The sequence below is a fragment of the Aquihabitans sp. G128 genome (assembly GCF_019048865.1).
Taxonomy (GTDB): Bacteria; Actinomycetota; Acidimicrobiia; order Acidimicrobiales; family Iamiaceae; genus Aquihabitans.
The window spans coordinates 4,885,509-4,905,169 of sequence record NZ_CP077604.1 but is presented as its reverse complement, the minus strand read 5'-3'; the positions used below and the strand labels follow the sequence as shown (position 1 = coordinate 4,905,169).

At 73.0% G+C, this 19,661-nt stretch carries 17 protein-coding genes and 1 pseudogene; 11 read left to right on the top strand and 7 right to left on the bottom strand.

Features of this window, described 5'->3' with window-relative positions; all coding sequences use genetic code 11:
* Positions 1 to 69: 69 nt before the first annotated feature.
* From KSP35_RS23560 to KSP35_RS23540, 5 genes are all read left to right on the top strand, one after another.
* Complete coding sequence (locus tag KSP35_RS23560; protein WP_216998197.1) at positions 70 to 483, top strand: type II toxin-antitoxin system Phd/YefM family antitoxin; 414 nt, start codon at positions 70 to 72, stop codon at positions 481 to 483.
* Positions 480 to 884: a type II toxin-antitoxin system VapC family toxin gene (locus KSP35_RS23555; RefSeq protein ID WP_216998196.1), complete on the top strand. Its 405-nt coding sequence runs from the start codon at positions 480 to 482 to the stop codon at positions 882 to 884. Before KSP35_RS23560 ends, KSP35_RS23555 begins: the two co-directional genes overlap by 4 nt.
* Positions 885 to 1,161: 277 nt before the next feature.
* Positions 1,162 to 1,773: an MBL fold metallo-hydrolase gene (locus KSP35_RS23550; RefSeq protein ID WP_216998195.1), complete on the top strand. Its 612-nt coding sequence runs from the start codon at positions 1,162 to 1,164 to the stop codon at positions 1,771 to 1,773.
* Between the two features lie 121 nt (positions 1,774 to 1,894).
* The gene (locus KSP35_RS23545) at positions 1,895 to 3,418 is read left to right on the top strand and encodes an aldehyde dehydrogenase family protein (RefSeq protein WP_216998194.1); all 1,524 of its coding nucleotides are present in this window, start codon (positions 1,895 to 1,897) and stop codon (positions 3,416 to 3,418) included.
* Positions 3,418 to 3,855, top strand: coding sequence for a DUF779 domain-containing protein (locus KSP35_RS23540; protein ID WP_216998193.1), 438 nt, complete (start codon positions 3,418 to 3,420; stop codon positions 3,853 to 3,855). Before KSP35_RS23545 ends, KSP35_RS23540 begins: the two co-directional genes overlap by 1 nt.
* A gap of 24 nt (positions 3,856 to 3,879) precedes the next feature.
* Here KSP35_RS23540 and KSP35_RS23535 read toward each other — a convergent pair whose 3' ends face one another.
* Positions 3,880 to 5,658, bottom strand: a complete 1,779-nt coding sequence (locus tag KSP35_RS23535; RefSeq protein ID WP_216998192.1) for a sigma-54-dependent Fis family transcriptional regulator — start codon at positions 5,656 to 5,658, stop codon at positions 3,880 to 3,882.
* A gap of 280 nt (positions 5,659 to 5,938) precedes the next feature.
* Between KSP35_RS23535 and KSP35_RS23530 the strand changes: the two genes are divergently transcribed.
* A complete protein-coding gene (locus tag KSP35_RS23530; RefSeq protein ID WP_216998191.1) occupies positions 5,939 to 6,343 on the top strand; it encodes a hypothetical protein in 405 nt (134 codons plus the stop codon).
* 147 nt (positions 6,344 to 6,490) lie between these two features.
* Positions 6,491 to 7,027: a M15 family metallopeptidase gene (locus tag KSP35_RS23525; RefSeq protein ID WP_216998190.1), complete on the top strand. Its 537-nt coding sequence runs from the start codon at positions 6,491 to 6,493 to the stop codon at positions 7,025 to 7,027.
* 80 nt (positions 7,028 to 7,107) lie between these two features.
* On the opposite strand, the gene msrB is transcribed toward KSP35_RS23525, so the two are convergent.
* On the bottom strand, positions 7,108 to 7,455 hold the full coding sequence (msrB, locus tag KSP35_RS26330) for a peptide-methionine (R)-S-oxide reductase MsrB (protein WP_371749007.1): 348 nt from the start codon (positions 7,453 to 7,455) through the stop codon (positions 7,108 to 7,110).
* A gap of 144 nt (positions 7,456 to 7,599) precedes the next feature.
* A pseudogene (gene msrA, locus KSP35_RS26325) lies at positions 7,600 to 8,229 on the bottom strand (peptide-methionine (S)-S-oxide reductase MsrA); the annotation flags it as partial.
* A 228-nt stretch (positions 8,230 to 8,457) separates the two neighbouring features.
* Here msrA and sufC point away from each other — a divergent pair.
* The 4 genes from sufC to lon all read left to right on the top strand — a co-directional run bounded on the left by sufC (position 8,458) and on the right by lon (position 13,916).
* Positions 8,458 to 9,219, top strand: a complete 762-nt coding sequence (gene sufC, locus KSP35_RS23510; RefSeq protein WP_216998189.1) for a Fe-S cluster assembly ATPase SufC — start codon at positions 8,458 to 8,460, stop codon at positions 9,217 to 9,219.
* The gene (locus KSP35_RS23505; protein ID WP_216998188.1) at positions 9,216 to 10,472 is read left to right on the top strand and encodes an aminotransferase class V-fold PLP-dependent enzyme; all 1,257 of its coding nucleotides are present in this window, start codon (positions 9,216 to 9,218) and stop codon (positions 10,470 to 10,472) included. Before sufC ends, KSP35_RS23505 begins: the two co-directional genes overlap by 4 nt.
* Positions 10,473 to 10,518: 46 nt before the next feature.
* A complete protein-coding gene (gene sufU / locus KSP35_RS23500; protein WP_216998187.1) occupies positions 10,519 to 11,022 on the top strand; it encodes a Fe-S cluster assembly sulfur transfer protein SufU in 504 nt (167 codons plus the stop codon).
* 356 nt (positions 11,023 to 11,378) lie between these two features.
* Positions 11,379 to 13,916 (top strand): endopeptidase La, encoded by a 2,538-nt coding sequence (gene lon, locus KSP35_RS23495; RefSeq protein WP_216998186.1) that lies wholly within the window; start codon positions 11,379 to 11,381, stop codon positions 13,914 to 13,916.
* A gap of 91 nt (positions 13,917 to 14,007) precedes the next feature.
* On the opposite strand, the gene KSP35_RS24955 is transcribed toward lon, so the two are convergent.
* The 4 genes from KSP35_RS24955 to KSP35_RS23480 form a co-directional block, all read right to left on the bottom strand.
* Complete coding sequence (locus KSP35_RS24955) at positions 14,008 to 14,364, bottom strand: ArsC/Spx/MgsR family protein (RefSeq protein WP_254126896.1); 357 nt, start codon at positions 14,362 to 14,364, stop codon at positions 14,008 to 14,010.
* Positions 14,365 to 14,387: 23 nt separating this feature from the next.
* The gene (locus KSP35_RS24950; protein ID WP_254126895.1) at positions 14,388 to 15,215 is read right to left on the bottom strand and encodes a hypothetical protein; all 828 of its coding nucleotides are present in this window, start codon (positions 15,213 to 15,215) and stop codon (positions 14,388 to 14,390) included.
* A gap of 864 nt (positions 15,216 to 16,079) precedes the next feature.
* Positions 16,080 to 19,127, bottom strand: coding sequence for an MFS transporter (locus KSP35_RS23485; protein WP_216998185.1), 3,048 nt, complete (start codon positions 19,125 to 19,127; stop codon positions 16,080 to 16,082).
* Positions 19,124 to 19,609: a hypothetical protein gene (locus KSP35_RS23480; protein WP_254126894.1), complete on the bottom strand. Its 486-nt coding sequence runs from the start codon at positions 19,607 to 19,609 to the stop codon at positions 19,124 to 19,126. The genes KSP35_RS23485 and KSP35_RS23480 overlap by 4 nt, the downstream gene beginning before the upstream one ends.
* Positions 19,610 to 19,661 lie beyond the last annotated feature (52 nt).

The window sequence follows — 19,661 nt, the reverse complement described above, 5'->3', positions numbered from 1 at the left end:
GCCGGAGATGGTGGCACGGGCCCGGGCGGGCCGCCCGTCGGCCGGTGTACGCGTGTGTACGCTGCCTCGGTGGCCCGCTCCCCCCGCCCCGACCGGCCCGCCGTGCTGGACCAAGCGCTCGCCCTCCAGGGCCGCGGCCGCGTCGACGGCCCGTCGGCGCCGCCGCCAGCCGCCTCGGTTCCGCCCGCCCCGTCTGCCACCAGCGAGCGCCTCGGGATCCGCGAGCTCCGCGGCCGGCTGACCTCCCTGGTGCGGCGCGCCGGCGGGGGCGAGCGCATCGTCATCACCATCGGCGGCCGAGCCGTCGCCCAACTGGGCCCGGTCGAGCCGTCGAGCGCCCAGGTGAGCATCGACGACCTGGCGGCGCGCGGCCTGATCGAGCCGGCGCGGCGCGGCGACCGCCCCGCCGACCCCGAGGTGCTGGTCGACTCGTGGACCGGCCGCCGCCTCGACCGCGCCCTGCGCGAGGTGCGCGGCGCGTGACCCTGGCCCTCGACACCTCGGCCCTGCTCGGCCGCTACCTGTCCGGTCCCCACCGACGAGTGGTCCTCGACGCCATGGCCGGCGACCCGGTGTGGTGCGCGTCGGCGCTGGCCCGGGCCGAGGCGCTCGGCCTCGTCGACCGCGTGTGCGACCTGCCCACCGACGGGGACCGCGTGCGCCGCGCCCTGCGCGACGACTGGGAGCGCGTCCACGTGGTGCCGCTCGACCAGGGCTGCCTGGACCGGGCCGCCGAGCTCACGCGCGAGCACCCGCTGCGCACCGTCGACGCGCTGCACCTCGCCGCCGCCACCCGCCTCCCGGGACCGGTCACCTTCGTCACGTTCGACCCCCGCCAGATCCCCGTGGCCCTCGCCCTGGGCTTCGCCGTCGCCTCCTCCTGAGCTGGCCGCCGGACCGGCCCGACATACCGGCGGTCTCCGAAGCGCGAGCCGCACCTCGCTGACCTGGGACTTCGCGACCGACTGGCTCGCCGGGCCGCCGGTGGGCGTAGCATCGTGCCATCGCACCGAGCCGCCCTCGCGGCCGCTCGGCCCAAGATCCCAGCGGGCGCTCTCCAGTGCACGGTGGGTCCGACGGCGCCCTGGCCACCCCCTCCCCCCGGCCGGGGCGTCGTCGCGCCCGGGCGCATCGAGCGGCGGCGCCCGCCAGACTGGGACCATGAGCACGCTCGTCTGGTCCGACACCGCCGCCGAGGTCCACCAGGTCGTCGTCGGCCCCGTCGAGAACAACGTCTACGTCCTGCGGTGCCGCGAGACCGGCCGGGCCGTGCTGCTCGACGCCGCCAACGAGCACGACCGGCTGCTGGAGCTGTGCCAGGCCCTCGGCGTCACCGACGTGCTCGAGACCCACGGCCACTGGGACCACATCCAGGCCGTGCCACAGCTGCGCGACGCCGGGTACTCGGTGCACGTGACCGCGGAGGACGCCGCCATGCTCCCCTCCTACGACGAGCTGCTCGCCGACGACGACGTCGTCGAGGTCGGGCGGCTGCGCCTCCACACCATCCACACGCCGGGCCACACCCCCGGCTCGATGTGCTTCCGCCTCGAGGGGGCCCCGCTGCTCTTCAGCGGCGACACGCTGTTCCCGGGCGGCGTGGGCAACGCCACCTTCGAGGGCGGCGACTTCGCCACCCTCATCGACGCCGTGGAGCAGCGGCTGTTCCGCCCGCTGGCGGCCGACACCCTGGTCCTGCCGGGCCACGGCGACGCCACCACCATCGGCACCGAGTCCCCCCACCTCCAGGAGTGGATCGACCGCGGCTGGTAGCGCCCGGACGTGGCGCGCACCGTGTGCCACATCGGGACACCCGCCGGAGCGACGGCGGGCGGAGCATGGACCCACCAGGGGCGTGCGGCGATCGGCCGCACCGAGACCACAGGGAGTCCACATGCCGAAGTTCGCCAACCCGGGAACCGCCGACAGCACGGTCAGCTACCAGGACCGCTACGGCCACTACATCGGCGGCGAGTGGGTCGACCCCGCCAAGGGCCAGTGGTTCGAGAACCCGTCACCGGTGACCGGCGAGACCTTCACCGAGATCGCCCGCGGCACCGCCGACGACGTCGAGCGGGCCCTCGATGCGGCCCACGCCGCGGCCCCGGCCTGGGGCAAGACCTCGGCCGGCGAGCGCTCGCAGATCCTGAACAAGATCGCCGACCGCATGGAGGAGAACCTCGAGGTCCTGGCCGTCGCCGAGAGCTGGGACAACGGCAAGCCGGTGCGCGAGTGCCTGGCCGCCGACATCCCGCTCGCCATCGACCACTTCCGCTACTTCGCCGGCGCGCTGCGGGCCCAGGAGGGCTCGGTCAGCCAGATCGACGACGACACCGTCGCCTACCACTTCCAGGAGCCGCTGGGCGTGGTCGCCCAGATCATCCCGTGGAACTTCCCGATCCTCATGGCGGTCTGGAAGCTGGCCCCGGCGCTCGCCGCCGGCAACGCCGTGGTGCTCAAGCCCGCCGAGCAGACCCCGGCCTCGATCAACATCCTCATCGGGCTGGTGGGCGACCTGCTGCCCGAGGGCGTGCTCAACATCGTGCAGGGCTTCGGCACCGAGGCCGGCAAGCCGCTGGCGTCGAGCAGCCGCATCGCCAAGGTCGCCTTCACCGGCGAGACCACCACCGGTCGGCTGATCATGCAGTACGCCAGCCAGAACATCATCCCGGTCACCCTCGAGCTGGGCGGCAAGAGCCCCAACATCTTCTTCCGGGACGTGGCCGACCACGACGACGCCTTCTACGACAAGGCGCTCGAGGGGTTCACGATGTTCGCGCTCAACCAGGGCGAGGTCTGCACCTGTCCCAGCCGGGCGCTCATCGACGCACCGATCTACGACAAGTTCCTGGGCGACGCCCTGGCCCGCACCAAGAGCGTCGTCCAGGGCCACCCGCTCGACACCGACACGATGATCGGTGCCCAGGCCTCGAACGACCAGCTGGAGAAGATCCTCAGCTACATCGACATCGGCAAGTCCGAGGGCGCCACCGTCCTGGTGGGCGGTGAGCGCTCCGACCTCGGCGGTGAGCTCAGCGGCGGGTACTACGTCGAGCCCACGATCTTCGAGGGCACCAACCAGATGCGGATCTTCCAGGAGGAGATCTTCGGGCCGGTGCTCGCCGTGGCGAAGTTCGACGGCTACGACGGCGCGATCTCGATCGCCAACGACACGCTCTACGGCCTCGGCGCCGGTGTCTGGACCCGGGACGTGAACACCCAGTTCCGGGCCGGCCGGGCCATCCAGGCCGGGCGGGTGTGGTGCAACTGCTACCACCTGTACCCCGCCCACGCTGCGTTCGGCGGCTACAAGAGCTCCGGCATCGGCCGGGAGAACCACAAGATGATGCTCGACCACTACCAGCAGACGAAGAACCTGCTGGTGTCCTACTCGCCGGACAAGCTCGGCTTCTTCTGATGCCCGGGCCCGCCGGCCCCACCACGGGGTCGACCGAGCGGGTGGCCTTCACCGACGCGGCGGCGGACCTGGTCCGCCGCCTCTCGGCCGAGCACGGCCCGGTGATGTTCCACCAGTCGGGCGGCTGCTGCGACGGCTCGTCGCCCATGTGCTACCCGCGGGGCGAGTTCCTCGTGGGCGGCGGCGACGTGCGGGTGGGCCAGGTGGCCTTCGCCGGACTCGACCGGCCGGTCGACGTCTGGATGTCGAAGCCGCAGTTCCAGTACTGGAAGCACACCCACCTCACGATCGACGTCGTGCCCGGGCGGGGTGGCGGGTTCTCCCTGGAGTCGCCCGAAGGCGTCCGCTTCCTGCTGCGGTCCCGGTTGTTCACCGACGACGAGGAGGCGAGCCTGGTGCCCGTCCTCGGCGGCGACGAGGTCGAGGACCTCGACTAGCCCCACCAAGGGTGGCCGCCGGGCCTACCAGGCCCGGCGGTCGAGCTGGAGGCCGTAGGCCTCGAGCTTGCGGTACAGCGTCGACCGGGAGATGCCGAGCGCCGAGGCGGCGGCCGCCTTGTTGCCGTCGGCGGACGCGAGGGCGGAGGCGATGGCCTCGCACTCGTGCTGCTCCATGGCGGTGAGGTGCGGGCGGTGGGTGGCGGCGCGGACCTCGGGGGGCAGGTCGTCCAGCGTGATCGTGCCCACGTGGCGCTTCACCACCACGCGGTGGAGCAGGGCCTCGAGCTGGCGGAGGTTGCCGGGGAGGTCGACCCGGGTGAGCGCCTGGACCACCTCGGGGGCCAGCCGGACCGCGCCGGTGGGCGCCAGGCGGCCGAGGATCGAGCGGATCAGCCCGGGGAGCTCCTCGACGCGATCGGCGATGCCGGGCACCCGCACCAGCCGGTCGAAGCGATCGGCCAGGGCCTGTCCGGCAGCAGGCCCGGCAGCGGGCCCGGGGGCGCCGACCGTCGAGCCGGGCTCGGCCACGGTGGCGATCACGGCGACGCCTGGGGGCGTGGCGTCCAGCACCGCGGTCAGCCCCGCCGACACGTCGGCCCCCAACGCCTCGAGGTGGCGGATCACGACCGGGCCGCCACCGGTGAGAGCCGCTTCGACGTCGACCAGCCACGCCCGGGCGCCGTCGACCACCGCTCGCCCGGCGTCGAACACCGGCACCGTCGCGTGGTCCAGCGCCAGCTTGGCCACGGTCAGCTTGCCGGCGCCGCTCGGCCCACGGAGCAGGACCCGCTCGCCGGCGGCCAGCGCGCCGGCCACCTCGTCGGCGAGGCGGGCGGTGACCCCTGCCGGTCCGTACGCAGGGGCCCCGGCGGGTGATGACGGGGCGGCGCGCCGCGATGCGGTGCCCGACCGGGAGCCGACGGTGCGCGTCGACGCCTCCGCCACCGCCTCGGCCAGGCGCACGATGGCCCCGACGGGCCGCTCCCCCACCTCCACGACCTCGAACCGGGCGTGGACGCGCGACCCGCTGGCCAGCAGGAGCTCCTGCACGTCGTCGCTGCGCCCGGTCACCGCAGCGGCGCCGATCTCCCACAGCGCGCCGTGGTCGGCGCCGTCGAGCAGCCGGGCGGCGGCGGGGTTGGTCAGGACGAACGAGTGGTTCAACGACACCACCGCGCCCGAGGCCCGGTGCGACGCCCGCAGGAAGGCGCTGAACAGCGCCCGCTCGGCCACCGTGGCGTCTTCCTCGAGCTGGCCGCGGATGCCGGCGACGGCCTCCGCCACCAGCGGCGCCATCCACGGCCCGGCGTCCTCGTTGAAGCAGGTGAGGTCGAGCACGCCTTCGAGCCGACCGGTGACGGGGTGCTCGATCGGCACGCCCATGCACGTGAGCGGGCGGAGCGCCTCGGCGTAGTGCTCCGGCCCCTTCACCAGCACGGCCCGGCGCTCCTCGGCCGCGGTGCCCATGCCGTTGGTGCCCACCACGTCCTCGGCGTAGGAGTAGCCCGGCACCAGCCCGATGCCGTCGAGCAGGTCGCCCAGCGGCTGCGTGCCGGCGCGCCGGTCGAGCACGCCGGCGTGGGCATCGGTCAGCACGACGGTGGTGCGGGTGTCGGCCAGCGTCGACGAGAGCCGGTCGAGCACGGGCGCCGCCAGCGAGGCGAGGCGGCCCGTGGGGTCGGCGTCGGCGGCCAGCGAGGGGGCGAGGGCGTCGCCGGTGACGCCCGAGCGCAAGGAGCGGGCCCATGACGCGGCGATCTCCGGCCTCGGCTCGACTGGCGGCGGCGTGGCTCGGCCCATCTGCAGGTCCCCGGATCGTCGGAAGTGACGCTGGACACAGGGTACGACCGAGTTGCCGGGTTCGCCCGGCAACCGTCCCAACCTGGGACACCGTGCGACACGCCCCTCCACGGCCGACCGGTGAACGGCTCGGACCCGTGCGGGCACGGGACCTCACCAGTTCCTGCTCGGGTCGACGACCGGTGACCGGCACGGCCGCGGGCGGGCACGAGACCTCACCGGCCCGAATCGGGGCGCCGGCGATCCGGTCCGAGGCGGGACGGGGTGCGACGATGGCGCCATGGCCGATGACGCGCTCCCCTCGCCCGCCCGGCCGGTCGACCACCGCCCGGTGCACACCGCCGAGCTGCCCGACACCCCGCAGCGCACGCGCACCATCCCGGCCACGGCGTGGGTGGAGGCGCCGGCGGAGCTGCTGGCGCTCGGCGAGCGCTTCGGCGGACCGGGCGACGCGGTCGCCGGCGACACGGCCAGCTTCCTCCGCCGCATTGGGCCCTGGCTGCTCTGGCGGGCCGGGCCGGCGCGCGGTGCCGACGCGTCCTACTGGACGGCGCGGGCGGCCGACCTGTCCGAGGCCTTCACCTTCCTCCTGTTCCCCGACGGCTCGGGCGACGGCGTCGGGCCCAGCGGGGAGCGCCACACCCGGTTCCGGGCGTGGAAGGAAGACCTCCGCGACCACGACTGAACGGTGCGGGCCAGCAGCGGGGCCCGTCACGCGTTCGTCACCCGTTCGCACCCATCTCGCGATGTCCGCTCAAGGCGGGCCCCGAGGGTGCCGTTGCCTGTGGTGCGCCGGCACGAGCTCGGCCGTGGCTCGGGAGGGGACCACGAGATGCGACTGCGCACCACCACGCGCCCGCGGCAGCTGCTCGCCGTCGCCGCCATCGGGCTCGTCGCCCTGGCCGGCACGGCTTGTGAGCCCACCCGGGCCGAGCCGCCGACGGGGACGTCGACGACCACCACGACCATCCCGGCGCCGGCCACCACCAAGGTGACCTGTGCCAGCGGCAGCACCATCACCGTGGCCACCTCGATCGCGGGCGACGTCAAGGCCCTGCTGGCCGCCGCCAAGGCCGACGGCCTGAAGCTCTGCGGCGGCGGCTTCCGCACCGCCGACGCCCAGATCGCCGTGCGCAAGGCGAACTGCGGCACGACCTACTACGACATCTGGCAGAAGCCCTCGAGCCAGTGCAGCCCGCCGACCGCGATCCCGGGCACCTCGATGCACGAGAGGGGCCTGGCCATCGACTTCACCAGCTGCGACACCCGCACGACCGCTTGCTACAAGTGGCTGGCGGCCAACGCCGCCGACTTCGGCCTGCAGAACCTGCCCTCGGAGCCCTGGCACTGGAGCACCAACGGCCGCTGATCCCCGGACGCGACGACGGGCCGCAGCCCGGGCTCGTCGCCCGGTCCTGCGACCCGTCTCGGTTGCGGCCAGCCAGCCGCTCAGCTGGCGGGCTGGCCCTCGGCGTCGAGGTCGAGCGCCAGGCTGTTCATGCAGTAGCGGAGGCCGCCCTTGTCTCGGGGGCCGTCGGGGAAGACGTGGCCCAGGTGGGAGTGGCAGCGGGCGCAGCGCACCTCGGTGCGGACCATCCCGTGGCTCCGGTCCTCGATGACCTCGACCGCGTCGGGCGACACGGCCTCGGTGAAGCTGGGCCAGCCGCTGCCGGAGTGGAACTTGGTGTCGCTCGTGTAGAGCGGGTTCCCACAGGCGTTGCAGCGGTAGAGGCCGGGCTCCTCGGTGTCGGTGTAGGCGCCGGCGAAGGCCCGCTCGGTGCCGGCCCGGCGGAGCACGTCGTACTCGGCGGGGCTGAGCCGGTCGCGCCACTCGTCGTCGCTGGAGGCCAGCGGCTTGAGCTTCGGGTCGGCGGCCTCGGCGACGGGCGGGTCACCGGCGGGCGCCGCGTCGGCCGTGCCCTGGGCCGGCGGGGCGAGGGCGCACGTGACGCCGGTGCCCTTGAGCCCGCAGTAGCCGTTCGGCACCTTGTGGAGGTACTGCTGGTGGTACTCCTCGGCGTAGAAGAACGGGCCGGCGGGAGCCAGCTCGCTGGCCACCTGGCCCCTGCCCGCCTCGGCCAGCGCCTTGCCGAACTGCTCGGCCGCCGACAGGGCCTCGGCCTTCTGCTCCTCGGTGGTCCAGTAGATGGCCGAGCGGTACTGGGTGCCGACGTCGTTGCCCTGGCGGTTCTCCTGGGTGGGGTCGTGCTCGTCGAAGAAGACCTGCAGGAGCTGCCGGTACGGGACCACGGCGGGGTCGAAGACCACGAGGACCGACTCCGTGTGGCCGGTGCGGCCCGAACAGGTCTCCTCGTAGGTGGGGTTGGGGGTGAACCCGCCGGCGTAGCCGACCGCGGTCGACCACACGCCGGGGATGCTCCAGAAGAGGCGCTCGGCGCCCCAGAAGCAGCCCAGGGCGAAGATGGCGACCTCGTGGCCCTCCGGGAAGGGAGGCACGATCGAGTGCCCGTTGACGGCGTGCACGCCGGTGATGTCGAAGGCCGGCTGGTCGCGGCCGGGCAGGGCCGTCTCCGCGGTCGGCATCTCGGGCTTGGTACGGCTCCACAGCATGTCGGGCACCTCCTGGGCACCTGGTTCGACGGATGTTCCCCCCCCATGCAACAGCGCGGCGGGCGGTTCTGGTCCCGGCGGGCCGGGGATTTCGCGGATCGCAAGATCCGCTGGTCAGCGCACGTGGACGAGACCCACGGGCCGCTCCCTACCCAACCGGCGCCGACGTGACGAAGTTCCCGGCGTCGGCATTACCACTATGGCCGTAGTGCTAATACACTGGCCCCCATGTCCGGAGCACCCATCTTCGAGATCGACGACCTGCACGTCAGCGCCGACGGCAACGAGATCCTCCGTGGGGTCAGCCTCACCATCGGCGCCGGCGAGGTCCACGCCCTCATGGGGCCCAACGGCTCCGGCAAGAGCACGCTGGCCAGCGCCCTGCTCGGCAGCCCGGACTACCAGGTCACCGGCGGCACCATCCGCTTCAAGGGCGACGACATCACCACCTGGGGCCCCGACGACCGCGGCAAGGCCGGCGTGTTCCTGGCCTTCCAGTACCCGCAGACCATCCCGGGCGTGTCGGTCATCAACTTCCTGCGCCAGGCCCTCTCGGCCCGCAAGGGCATCGACCTCTCGGTCCTGGAGCTGCGGCTCAGCATCATGGAGTGGATGGAGCGGCTGGACATGGACCCGGCCTTCGCCGACCGCTACCTCAACGAGGGCTTCTCCGGCGGCGAGAAGAAGCGCAACGAGATCCTGCAGATGGCCATCCTCGAGCCCGAGGTCGCCATCCTCGACGAGACCGACTCCGGCCTCGACATCGACGCCCTCCGGGTGGTCGCCCAGGGCGTGCGCGAGGTCCAGGCCGACCGGCCCGACCTCGGCCTCCTGGTGGTCACCCACTACCAGCGCCTGCTGGACGAGATCCAGCCGTCGCACGTGCACCTGCTGATCGACGGCCGGATCGTGGAGTCCGGCGGCATGGAGCTCGTGGCCCGGCTCGAAGCCGACGGCTACGAGTCCTGGAGAACGCCGGTCGGCGCATGAGCACCGCCGAGGTCACCCGCACCTTCGACGTCGCCAAGGTCAAGGCCGACTTCCCGCTGCTGCAGCGCGAGCTCAAGGGCGGGCCGATCCACTACCTGGACTCGGCGGCGTCCTCCCAGAAGCCGCAGGTGGTCATCGATGCGATGACCACCTACTACGAGACCATCAACGCCAACGTGCACCGCGGCGTCTACGAGATCGCCGAGGCCGCCACCAACGCCCTCGAGGCGTCCCGGGTCCGGGTCGGCCGCTTCATCGGCGCCCCGAACCCCGAGACCGAGGTCATCTTCTCGAAGAACGCCACGGAGTCGCTGAACCTGGTGGCCCGCTCCTGGGGCGGCGCCAACCTCGGCCCGGGCGACGCCGTGCTGCTCACGCAGCTCGAGCACCACGCCAACATCGTCCCGTGGTTCCAGCTCCAGGCCGAGAAGGGCTTCGAGATCCGCTGGATCCCGCTCACCGCCGACGCCCAGCTCGACCTCACCGACATCGACCGCCTGCTCGACGGCGTGAAGCTGCTGGCCCTCACGGCCATGTCGAACGTCACCGGCACGCTCACGCCGGTCCGGGAGCTCACCGAGAAGGCCCACGCCGCCGGTGCCCTGGTCTGCTTGGACGCCTGCCAGTACGTGCCCCACCTGGCCACCGACGTCGTGTCCCTGGGCGTCGACTTCGCCGCCTTCTCCGGCCACAAGATGCTCGGCCCCACCGGCATCGGCGTGCTGTGGGGCCGCGAGGCCCTGCTCGACGCCATGCCGACGTTCCTGGGCGGCGGCGGCATGATCCTCAACGTCACGCTCGACGGGTTCACGCCCGCCGCGCTGCCCGCCAAGTTCGAGGCGGGCACCCCGCCGGTGGCCGAGATCATCGGCCTGCACGCCGCGGTCGACTACCTCGACGCGCTGGGCATGGACGCCGTGCGCGAGCACGAGGTCACCATCACCGCCTACGCCCTGCGCACGCTCACCGAGCGCTTCGGCGAGGCCCTTACCATCCACGGCCCGGCCGAGCCGGCCGCTCGCGGCGGCGTGCTCTCGCTGGCCATGGAGGGCATCCACCCGCACGACCTGGCGCAGGTGCTCGACGAGCACGCCGTCTGCGTCCGCCCGGGCCACCACTGCGCCAAGCCGCTCATGAAGGTGCTCGGCGTCGGGGCCACCGCCCGGGCGTCGTTCTACGTGTACAACGACACCGACGACGTCGATGCGTTGGCCGACGCCCTCGGCGAAGCGGCAGACTTCTTCTCGTTCTGATCGCCTCCGGCGATCGGATCCCCGGAACCACATTGCGAGGCCAGACATGCCAGGACTCGAGGATCTCTACCGCGAGATCATCCTCGACCACTACCGCTCCCCCCGGAACCGGGGCGAGCTGGAGACGCCCCCGGCCACCCGCACCGAGGGCTTCAACCCGCTGTGCGGCGACGAGATCGTGGTGTACCTCGACGTCGACGCCTCCGGGACGGTCGGCGACATCCGCATCGGCGGCACCGGCTGCTCCATCAGCCAGTCCTCCGCCTCGATGATGTCGGCGGCGGTGAAGGGCAAGACCCTCGCCGAGGTCCGGGCCCTCACCCGGGCCTTCAAGGGGATGATGTCGCTGCACGAGAGCTCGCTCGACACCGATGGCGAGTCCGGTGAGGAGCTCGATGCCGACGGCGAACCGGTCGAGGACGTGAAGCTGGGCGACCTCGAGGCGCTGCGCGGCGTGGTGAAGTTCCCCGTCCGCATCAAGTGCGCCACCCTGGCCTGGAACACCCTCATGCAGGGCGTCGACGAGGCCGCCGAGGCCCACCCGGCCTGATCGGCCCGCCACCCCCAGCCGCCCGGACCCTGACCCTCGACCTGAGGTTCAGCCCTTCCTTCGCGCCCGCTCCCACCCGGTCGTCGGCCCGCCGACCGCCCCCACCCCCTCCCACCACCTCGAACTTGTGGGCCCAGAGCGCCATCTTCGGCGGTGTGGGCCCACAAGTTGCGGAAGGTGGGGACGGCGACGGGCCGGGAGGGGCGACCGGGGGCTGGGTCTGCCAGACCGGGGCGGTGAAGTTGATGGTTGAGCGCGCAACCAGGGGTGGCTTCTGATTCGGAAGTTGGGTGGGGGAATAGCAACTTTGCTGGCAGAGTTGTCAGGGTTCCACATCTCCCCCCGAGGAGCCCACCTTGTCCGACACCGAAACCTCCACCCTCACCCTGCCGGTCCTGCCGCTCACCAGCGGCGTGGTCCTCCCCGGCATGGTCCTCACCATCGCCCTGGAGACCGACGACGCCAAGGCCGCCGTCGAGGCTGCGGGCGACGACGGGCGCCTCCTGCTCGTGCCCCGGGTCGACGGTCGCCACGCCAACGTCGGCACCGTCGCCACCATCGAGTCCCGCGGCACCCTGCCGTCGGGCATCCCCGCCCTCGTGGTGCGGGCCACTGACCGGGCGCTGCTGCGCACCGGCGTGGCCGGCACCGGCACCGTCCTGTGGCTCGAGGCCGAGCCCGTGCACCCCGAGGTGACCGACGAGGCTCGCGAGAAGGGCAACGAGCTGCGGGCGGCCTTCCGGGCCCTGTTCGAGCAGCTGGGCGGCCGGCGCCTGGTGGAGGTCCTGCGGGGCCTCGACGAGCCCGACGCCCTGGCCGACGCTGCCGGCTGGTGGCCGGACCTGAGCCTCGAGCGCAAGGTCGAGCTGCTGGAGACCATCGACGTCGCCGAGCGGGTCGGCAAGGTCCTGAGCTGGGCCAAGGAGGCCCTGGCCGAGGCCGAGCTGACCGAGCGCATCCGCACCGAGGTCACCGACGGCCTCGAGAAGAACCAGCGGGAGTTCATCCTGCGCCAGCAGCTGGCCGCCATCCGCAAGGAGCTGGGCGAGGGCGACGGCGACGGCGAAGAGGGCCCCGACGCCTACCGCACCAAGGTGGCCGAGCGGAACCTGCCCGAGGCGGTCCGGGTGGCCCTCGAGCGCGACATCGACAAGCTGGAGCGCTCCAGCGAGCAGTCGCCCGAGCACGGCTGGATCCGCACCTGGCTCGACACCGTGCTCGACCTGCCCTGGGGCGAGCGGTCGGCCGACAAGCTGGACCTGGTCCACGCCCGCGCCGTGCTCGACGCCGACCACAAGGGCCTGGACGAGGTCAAGGACCGCATCGTCGAGGAGCTGGCCGTCCGCAAGCTCCGCGCCGACCGGGGCCTCGACGCGACCGGCGGCCCCTCCCCCGCCGAGGCGGACCAAGGCGCCGATCCGACCGGGGGATCTACCGATCCGGCCGTCGTCGACGCCAGCGACGAGGCGACCGACCACGCGGGCGTCGATGTCACCGAGCCGGAGCTGGTGATCGGGACTGAGTCGGGCCCCCAGCCCGTCGTGGCCACCGGCCCCCGTGGCCGGCAGCGCAACAGCACGATCCTCACCCTGGTGGGGCCTCCCGGGGTGGGCAAGACCAGCCTCGGCGAGTCCATCGCCCGGGCCCTGGGCCGGTCGTTCGTGCGGGTCGCCCTCGGCGGCGTGCGCGACGAGGCCGAGATCCGCGGTCACCGGCGCACCTACGTCGGCGCCCAGCCCGGCCGCCTGGTCCGGGCCATGGCCGAGGCCGGGACCATGAACCCCGTGGTCCTGCTGGACGAGATCGACAAGGTGGGCAACGACTACCGGGGCGACCCCTCGGCGGCGCTGCTCGAGGTCCTCGACCCCGCCCAGAACCACGCCTTCCGGGACCACTACCTGGAGGTCGAGCTCGACCTGTCAGACGTGATCTTCATCGCCACCGCCAACCAGCTCGACACCATCCCCGGTCCCCTCCTCGACCGCATGGAGGTCGTCTCGCTCGACGGCTACACCGAGGACGAGAAGGTCGCCATCGCCCGGGACCACCTGCTGGTGCGCCAGCTGGAGCGGGCCGGCCTCGGCGCCGACGAGGTCACGGTCTCCGACGACGCCCTGCGGGCCATCGTCGGCGGCTACACCCGGGAGGCGGGCGTCCGCTCGCTGGAGCGGGCCCTCGCCAAGGTGCTGCGCAAGGTGGCCACCAAGGTCGCCGTCACGCCCGGCGAGCCCGTCGCCGTCACCCCCGAGACGGTGCCGGACCTGCTGGGTCGAGCTCGGTTCCACGACACCGACATCGCCGATCGGGTGGCCGTGCCCGGCGTGGCCACCGGCCTCGCCGTGACCGGTGCGGGCGGCGACGTCCTCTTCGTGGAGGTCAGCGCCCTGCCCGCCGACGACGGCGACGCCGAGAAGTCGGCCCTGACCGTCACCGGCCAGCTGGGCGACGTCATGAAGGAGTCGGCTCGCATCGCCCTCTCCTACGTGCGGGCCCACCGCGACGCCCTGGCCATCCCGGCCGGCGCCGATCGCCGCAACGTCCACGTGCACTTCCCCGCTGGGGCCGTGCCCAAGGACGGCCCGTCGGCCGGCATCACCATGACCACGGCGCTGGTGAGCTTGTTCACCGGCCGCCCGGTCAAGGCCAACGTGGCCATGACCGGCGAGGTCACGCTGCAGGGCCGGGTCCTGCCGATCGGCGGCGTGAAGCAGAAGCTGCTCGCCGCCCACCGGCTGGGCCTCACGGAGATCATCATCCCGGCCCGCAACGAGCCCGACCTCGACGACCTGCCCCAGGCGGTGCGCGACGAGCTCACCGTCCACCTGGCCAGCGACGTCGCCGACGTCATCGGTTGGGCCCTCGAGCCCGCCCCCGAGCAGGCCGCCGCCGCCTGACCGAGCCCACGAAGTCGTTGCACTTCTGCACCGGATGCGTGCAGAAGTGCGACGACTTCGCGCCCGGGGGAGGTGCGTCGAGGTGCGGCGCTCAGTCGGCGAGGAAGGCGGGGACGCGGTCCTTGGGGCGGCCGATGATGGCGCGGTCGCCGCGGACCAGGACGGGGCGCTGCATGAGGCGGGGGTGGGTCACCAGCAGGTCGGCGACGGCCTCGGGGGTCACGTAGTCGTCCGGGCTCAGGCCCTGGTCCTTGAAGAAGCCGTCCTTGCGGACGAGGTCGGCGGCGGGGTCCTCGAGCTTCTCGATGAGGGCCAGCAGCGCCGGCCGGTCGAGCGGCTGCTTGAGGTACTGCACGACCTCGGCGTCGCTGCCGGCGGCGCCCACCTCGTCGAGCGCGTGGCGCGAGGTGGAGCAGTTCGGGTTGTGGAACACGGTGACGTCGGCCATGGGCCGATGGTAGGTGGCCCGGCTCAGCCGCCGGCCTTGGCGGGCGAGGGGTAGCTGGGCGGCGCTTCGGCGGCCGGCGGCTTCGAGTACCCGGTGACCGAGCCCTTCTCGGTGAACGCGTGCGGGGCGACCTTGGGCATCTTGCCGGCGAGGTACCGCTTGCCGCCGTCGGCGTAGCGCATCATCCCCGTGCCCTCGGCGCCCTGCTCGTCGGGGCCCTTGGCCTCGGCGTCCCACCAGATCTCCTGCATGTCGTCGACCGCGAGGTAGTCGGGCGCCTCGAAGAAGCCGTGGTCGCCGAAGGAGAGCTGGGGCGCGGTCGGCGTGCCGCCGGTGGGCGGGTAGCTGAACATGCCGTCGCGGAAGGTCTCGGGCGTGAGGTCCGGCCCGGCCAGGTGGATGCCCAGCGCCAGCAGGCGGATCGGCTCCCAGAGGACCGCCACCGTCTTGGGGGCCACCGGCTCCTTGCCGGTGTACCAGACGTGCAGCCGCCAGGCCTCGCCCTGGTCCTGGGGCAGACGGGCCGGGAGGCTGGAGATGCCGAAGGCGTGGGCCCACTGCTTCTGGTCGTAGCGGCGGCCGAAGACCGTGGTGTCGGTGAGCACCGTGCCGGTGATGACCCACTCGGGGAAGTAGTCCTGGTCGGTGGCGGCCTGGGTGAGGTAGATCGGCATGATCGGGTCGCCCAGGAAGACGACGGTGGTGACGCCCTCCTCCTTCATGCGGGAGATGAGCGAGCGGGCCTTCTCGGCCAGCTCCGCCACCACCAGCTGGTAGGTGAGGCTGACCTTGTCCTTGTAGCCGAGCTTGGCGCCGCGCTCGGCCACGACCTTCTCGGTCTGGCCGAACACCGGGGGGGTCCTGCTCGAAGTGGATCGAGCCGAAGACCCGCTTCCGCTTGCGCAGGGCGGGGTCGCCGGCGAACTCGGCCTTGCGCCCGTTGAGCCGACCGATCAGGTAGTCACCGAGGGTGAGCAGGTACTGCTCCGGCGTCTGGAGGTTGCCCCACATGTAGGGGGCGTTCTTCTGGAAGGTGGAGTCCGGGACCGAGAGCCCGCAGCCCAGGCACAGCACGCCGCGGCTGGCGAGCTCATCCGCGTAGGCCCCCTGCTGGCTCGGCCCGCCGAGCGAGGCGAAGGCGCCGATCTCGGTGGCCACCTTGACGGCATCGGCGCGCGACGAGGTCTCGTCGGAGCCGGTGCCCTTGAACCGGACGATCTTGAGCTTGCGGCCCCACATGGAGAACCGGTCCTGCACCAGCTTGAGCAGCTCGCCGCCGGTTGCCTCCCGCTTGTCGGCGGGGTCGAGCTGCGCCTGGAGGCTGGCGGCGAGGTCGTCGTCGGGCGACTCGTAGGCCACCACGGTGATGGTGTCGGCGGTGACGCCGGGCGAGGTGGCACCGCCCTTCACGCCGGGGCGGGCCGCCACGCAGGGCGGGGCGTAGTTCGACGGAATGGTGATGCGGCCGGTCTTCGGGTCGCAGTTGTCGCCCCAGTCGAGGTCGTCGGTGGTGCCGGCCTTCTCGGCCTCGGCCCAGGTGATGGGCAGCTTGCTCTTGGAGCTGCCCACCTCGCTCGTGCCGGCCGTGACGGTCTCGTCCTCGCGCCCGGTGGAGGCGAACCCGGCCACCAGGCCGAGGGCGACGAGCACGGCCACGAGCGGGCCGAAGCGGGCGAACACCGACGCGCGAGGCGGCGGGGTGGCGGTCCTGGGCGTCATGGCTGGCTCCCGGAGGGGGTTGCGGCGGGTTGGGTGGCGCCGGAGCGCCCGATGACGGCGGCGTCGCCGCCCAGGTAGGACTCGACCACCGCAGGGTGGGCGAGCACGTCGGCCGGCGGGCCGTCGGTGACGAGACGGCCCTGGTCGAGGGCCACGAGGCGGTCCGACACCGAGGAGATGAGCGACATGTCGTGCTCGATGACCACGAGGCTGGCGTCGAGCGAGTCGCGGATGCCCAGCAGCAGCGGGCCCAGCGCCTCGGCCTCGCGCTGGGCGATGCCGGACGACGGCTCGTCGAGCAGCACCACCGACGGGCCGTGGGCCAGCACGCAACCGATGTCGACCACGCGCCGCGACCCGGTGGAGAGCTCGCCGACGAACTTCGAGCGGAACGCCCCGAGGCCGAGCAGCTCCACCAGCTCGTCGACGCGGTGGTGGGCGGCCACCTCGCTGTCGACGAACGGCGGCAGGCGGAAGGCGGCGTTGAGCGGGTCCCGCACGTCGAGCCAGCGCTCGAGCGCCACCAGCAGCACCTCCTCGACCGTCAGCGAGGGGAACAGGCGCGAGTCCTGGAAGCTGCGGCCCAGGCCGAGCAAGGCCCGGCGGTGCGGTCGCAGGCCGGAGACGTCGAGGCCGCCGAGCAGCACCCGCCCGGTCTCGGGGGTGGTGTAGCCCGAGACGAGGTCGAGCACCGTCGTCTTGCCGGCGCCGTTGGGCCCGATGAGGCCGACGACCTCGCCGGGCGCCACCGAGAAGCTGACGTCGCTGACGGCCCGGATGCCGCCGAAGCGCACCGACACGCCCTCGACCGAGAGGGCCGCCGCGTCGGCCTCGACGGCCGGGGCCGGCGGCGATGCCGCCACCACCCGGGCCCGGGCCGGCACGGCGGGCCCGCCGTTGCCGGCCACCGGGGCGGGGACGTCGGCCTCGATGGAGGCGACGTCGGCGAGGCCGGCCGCAGCACCCTGGAGGAACACCGAGCGCAGCACGTCGGGTCGCTCCAGCAGCTCGGCGGTGGGCCCGTGGAAGCGGATCTCGCCCTTCTCCATGAAGTAGGCGGTGTCGGCGACGGTGAGCGCCACGTTCACCGACTGCTCCACGAGGATGATCGTGGTGCCCCGGGCGCTGAGGTCGCGGACCACGCCCAAGAGCTGCTCCACCACCACCGGGGCCAGGCCGAGCGAGAGCTCGTCGATCATCAGGAGGCGGGGCTCGGCCAGGAAGGCCATGGCCAGGGCCAGCATCTGCTGCTGGCCGCCCGACAGGTCGGCGGCCGGGTCGTCGGCGCGCTGGGCCAGGATCGGGAACAGCTCGAGGGCCTCGGCCACCCGGGCGGTGCGCAGCGCCCGGTCGTGGCGCAGCATCCACCCGGCCGCCCGCAGGTTCTCGGCCACGGTGAGGCCGGGGAACACGCCCTGGCCGCCCGGCACCTGGGCGATGCCTCGCGGGGCGATCTCCTCCGGAGGGGCGTGGGTGATGTCGCGCCCGTCGAACACGATCGCGCCGCGATCGGCGATGGCCACGCCGGAGATGGCCTTGAGCAAGGTCGACTTGCCGGCACCGTTCGTGCCCAGGAGGGCGATGACCTCGCCCTCGGCCACGTCGAGGTCGACGCCGAACAGCACCCGCACGTCGCCGTAGGACACGTGCACGCCCCGCACGCTGAGCAGGGGGAGCTTGCCGTCGGCCCGCTCCTGCAGCATCTGGGCGCGGGTGGCGGTGCCGGTCCAGACCTGGGCGATGTCGTCCTCGATCACCGCGCCCACCGAGGCGATGAGCAGGCCGCCAACCAGGAACACGGGCACCAGCACGACCATGCCCCAGCGGAAGCCCCAGTTGTCGCCCACCCAGCCCACGAACGGGATGACGAGCAGCCCGGGCAGGACCCACAGCGCGCCGATGGAGAAGCCCATGGACCGGGCCCGGGGCGGGATGGCCAGCGACAGCGACGCCATGACGCCCGGGCCGACGATCACCAGCGCACCCGCCACCAGGGCGTGGGCCACGACGGCGAGTGCGACGTTCGGCGCCGCCGCGAACCCCAGGGCGCCGGCGGAGGCCAGGAACGCGCTGTAGGTCAGGATCTTGAAGATGTGGGGCGCTCCCTTGCGGAACGCCATCGTGGTGAGCTTGGCGCCGATCCACACGCCGAGCAGCTCCACGAGCTGCACCGGCACGTTGGCCATGGCCCGCTGGACCTCGGTGAGGTCGAAGGTCTCGGCGTACTGGAGCGAGGCGAGGGACCCGAGGCCCACGATGGAGGCGGCGAGGAAGGGCAGCGCCACGAAGATCCGCCGGAGGCTGCGGATGGTCCACACCATGCGGACCGCCTCGGCGAACGACGGGGGCTCCTCCTCCATGGTGGTGTCGACCCCGAGGTCGGCCGCCTCCCGCTCGAAGTGGCCGCGGCCCGGGTCGGTGAGCTTCAGGCCCAGGACGACGAGCACGAAGGTGGGGAAGGCGAACACCACGAACGGCGTGCGCCACCCGAACGCCTCGGCCAGCCCCGCCCCCACCAGCAGGCCGATGATGACCCCCACGCTGTTGGCGGCGCGGTGGATGGAGTACACCCTCGTGCGGCTCTCGATGGGGTAGTAGTCGGCCAGCAGGCTGTTGTGGGTGGGGAAGATGACGCCCTGGCCGATGGCGGCGCCCGAGCGCATGACGATCAGGACCCACACGGCGAACGAGAGGCCGGTGCCGAGGGAGAAGGCGCCCCACACCGCGGCGCCCAGCAGGGCGAGGCGCACCCGGCTCGAGCGGTCGGCGAGGTGGGCGATGGGCACGGTGAGCAGCAGCGCGCACGCCGCCGCCAGCGCGACGACGCTGAGGATGCCGGAGTTCGACAGGCCGAAGTCGTCGCGGATCTCCGGCAGCAGCACGAGGTAGGCGCTGCGGTCGAGCTCGTCGGCCATGTTGAGGCCGAACAGGATGGCCAGCGGGTACCAGCCCGCTGCGCCGAGCCAGGCCCGTGAGCGCCAAGGCCCCTTGTCGGGCTCGGGCACGGGGGCCTCGGCCGGTTCGGCGTCGAGGGTGGTGGTCATCGGGTGCCGCTCCCCACGGGCTCGTCGGCCGGATCTTCGACGGGGTCGGCGCCCGGACGACCGGGCATGTCGACCTTGATGGCGGCGGGCACGGCGTCGTCGTCGGCTCGGTCGGCCAGGAGGCTGGCCACCACGATCCCCTTGCGCTCGGCCAGCCAGCGCAGCACCGCGTCCCGGCCGCGGTAGAGCAGCGTGCCCAGCCCGCCGGGCAGCACGAGCAGCACGAACAGCACGCCCACCGCCGAGGGCAGGAGGCGCCACCGGTCGGGCAGGAACCAGACGCCGCCGTTGAGGTAGAGGGCCCCGAGGGCGGCGCCGGCCAGCGAGCCGAGCCCGCCGACCACGGCGGCGGTGAACACGCCCAGGCTCTCGGCGGCCACGAAGGGCTGCTCGGTGTAGCCCTGGTTGACGTGGACCAGGAGGCACCCGGCCACCGCGGCGAGGAAGCCCGACAGGGCGAAGCCGGTGAGCTTGGCCCGCACGGTGGCCACCGAATAGGCGGCGGCCCCCCCCGCTCGTTGTCCCGCACGGCGA

Excerpts from the sequence above, each read along its gene's own strand:
- KSP35_RS23550 (WP_216998195.1), top strand. The coding sequence starts at position 1,162 with ATGAGCACGCTCGTCTGGTCCGACACCGCCGCCGAGGTCCACCAGGTC.
- KSP35_RS23545 (WP_216998194.1), top strand. The coding sequence starts at position 1,895 with ATGCCGAAGTTCGCCAACCCGGGAACCGCCGACAGCACGGTCAGCTAC.
- KSP35_RS23540 (WP_216998193.1), top strand. The coding sequence starts at position 3,418 with ATGCCCGGGCCCGCCGGCCCCACCACGGGGTCGACCGAGCGGGTGGCC.
- KSP35_RS23535 (WP_216998192.1), bottom strand. The coding sequence starts at position 5,658 with ATGGGCCGAGCCACGCCGCCGCCAGTCGAGCCGAGGCCGGAGATCGCC.
- KSP35_RS23530 (WP_216998191.1), top strand. The coding sequence starts at position 5,939 with ATGGCCGATGACGCGCTCCCCTCGCCCGCCCGGCCGGTCGACCACCGC.
- KSP35_RS23525 (WP_216998190.1), top strand. The coding sequence starts at position 6,491 with ATGCGACTGCGCACCACCACGCGCCCGCGGCAGCTGCTCGCCGTCGCC.
- sufC (WP_216998189.1), top strand. The coding sequence starts at position 8,458 with ATGTCCGGAGCACCCATCTTCGAGATCGACGACCTGCACGTCAGCGCC.
- KSP35_RS23505 (WP_216998188.1), top strand. The coding sequence starts at position 9,216 with ATGAGCACCGCCGAGGTCACCCGCACCTTCGACGTCGCCAAGGTCAAG.
- sufU (WP_216998187.1), top strand. The coding sequence starts at position 10,519 with ATGCCAGGACTCGAGGATCTCTACCGCGAGATCATCCTCGACCACTAC.
- KSP35_RS24955 (WP_254126896.1), bottom strand. The coding sequence starts at position 14,364 with ATGGCCGACGTCACCGTGTTCCACAACCCGAACTGCTCCACCTCGCGC.
- KSP35_RS23485 (WP_216998185.1), bottom strand. The coding sequence starts at position 19,127 with ATGACCACCACCCTCGACGCCGAACCGGCCGAGGCCCCCGTGCCCGAG.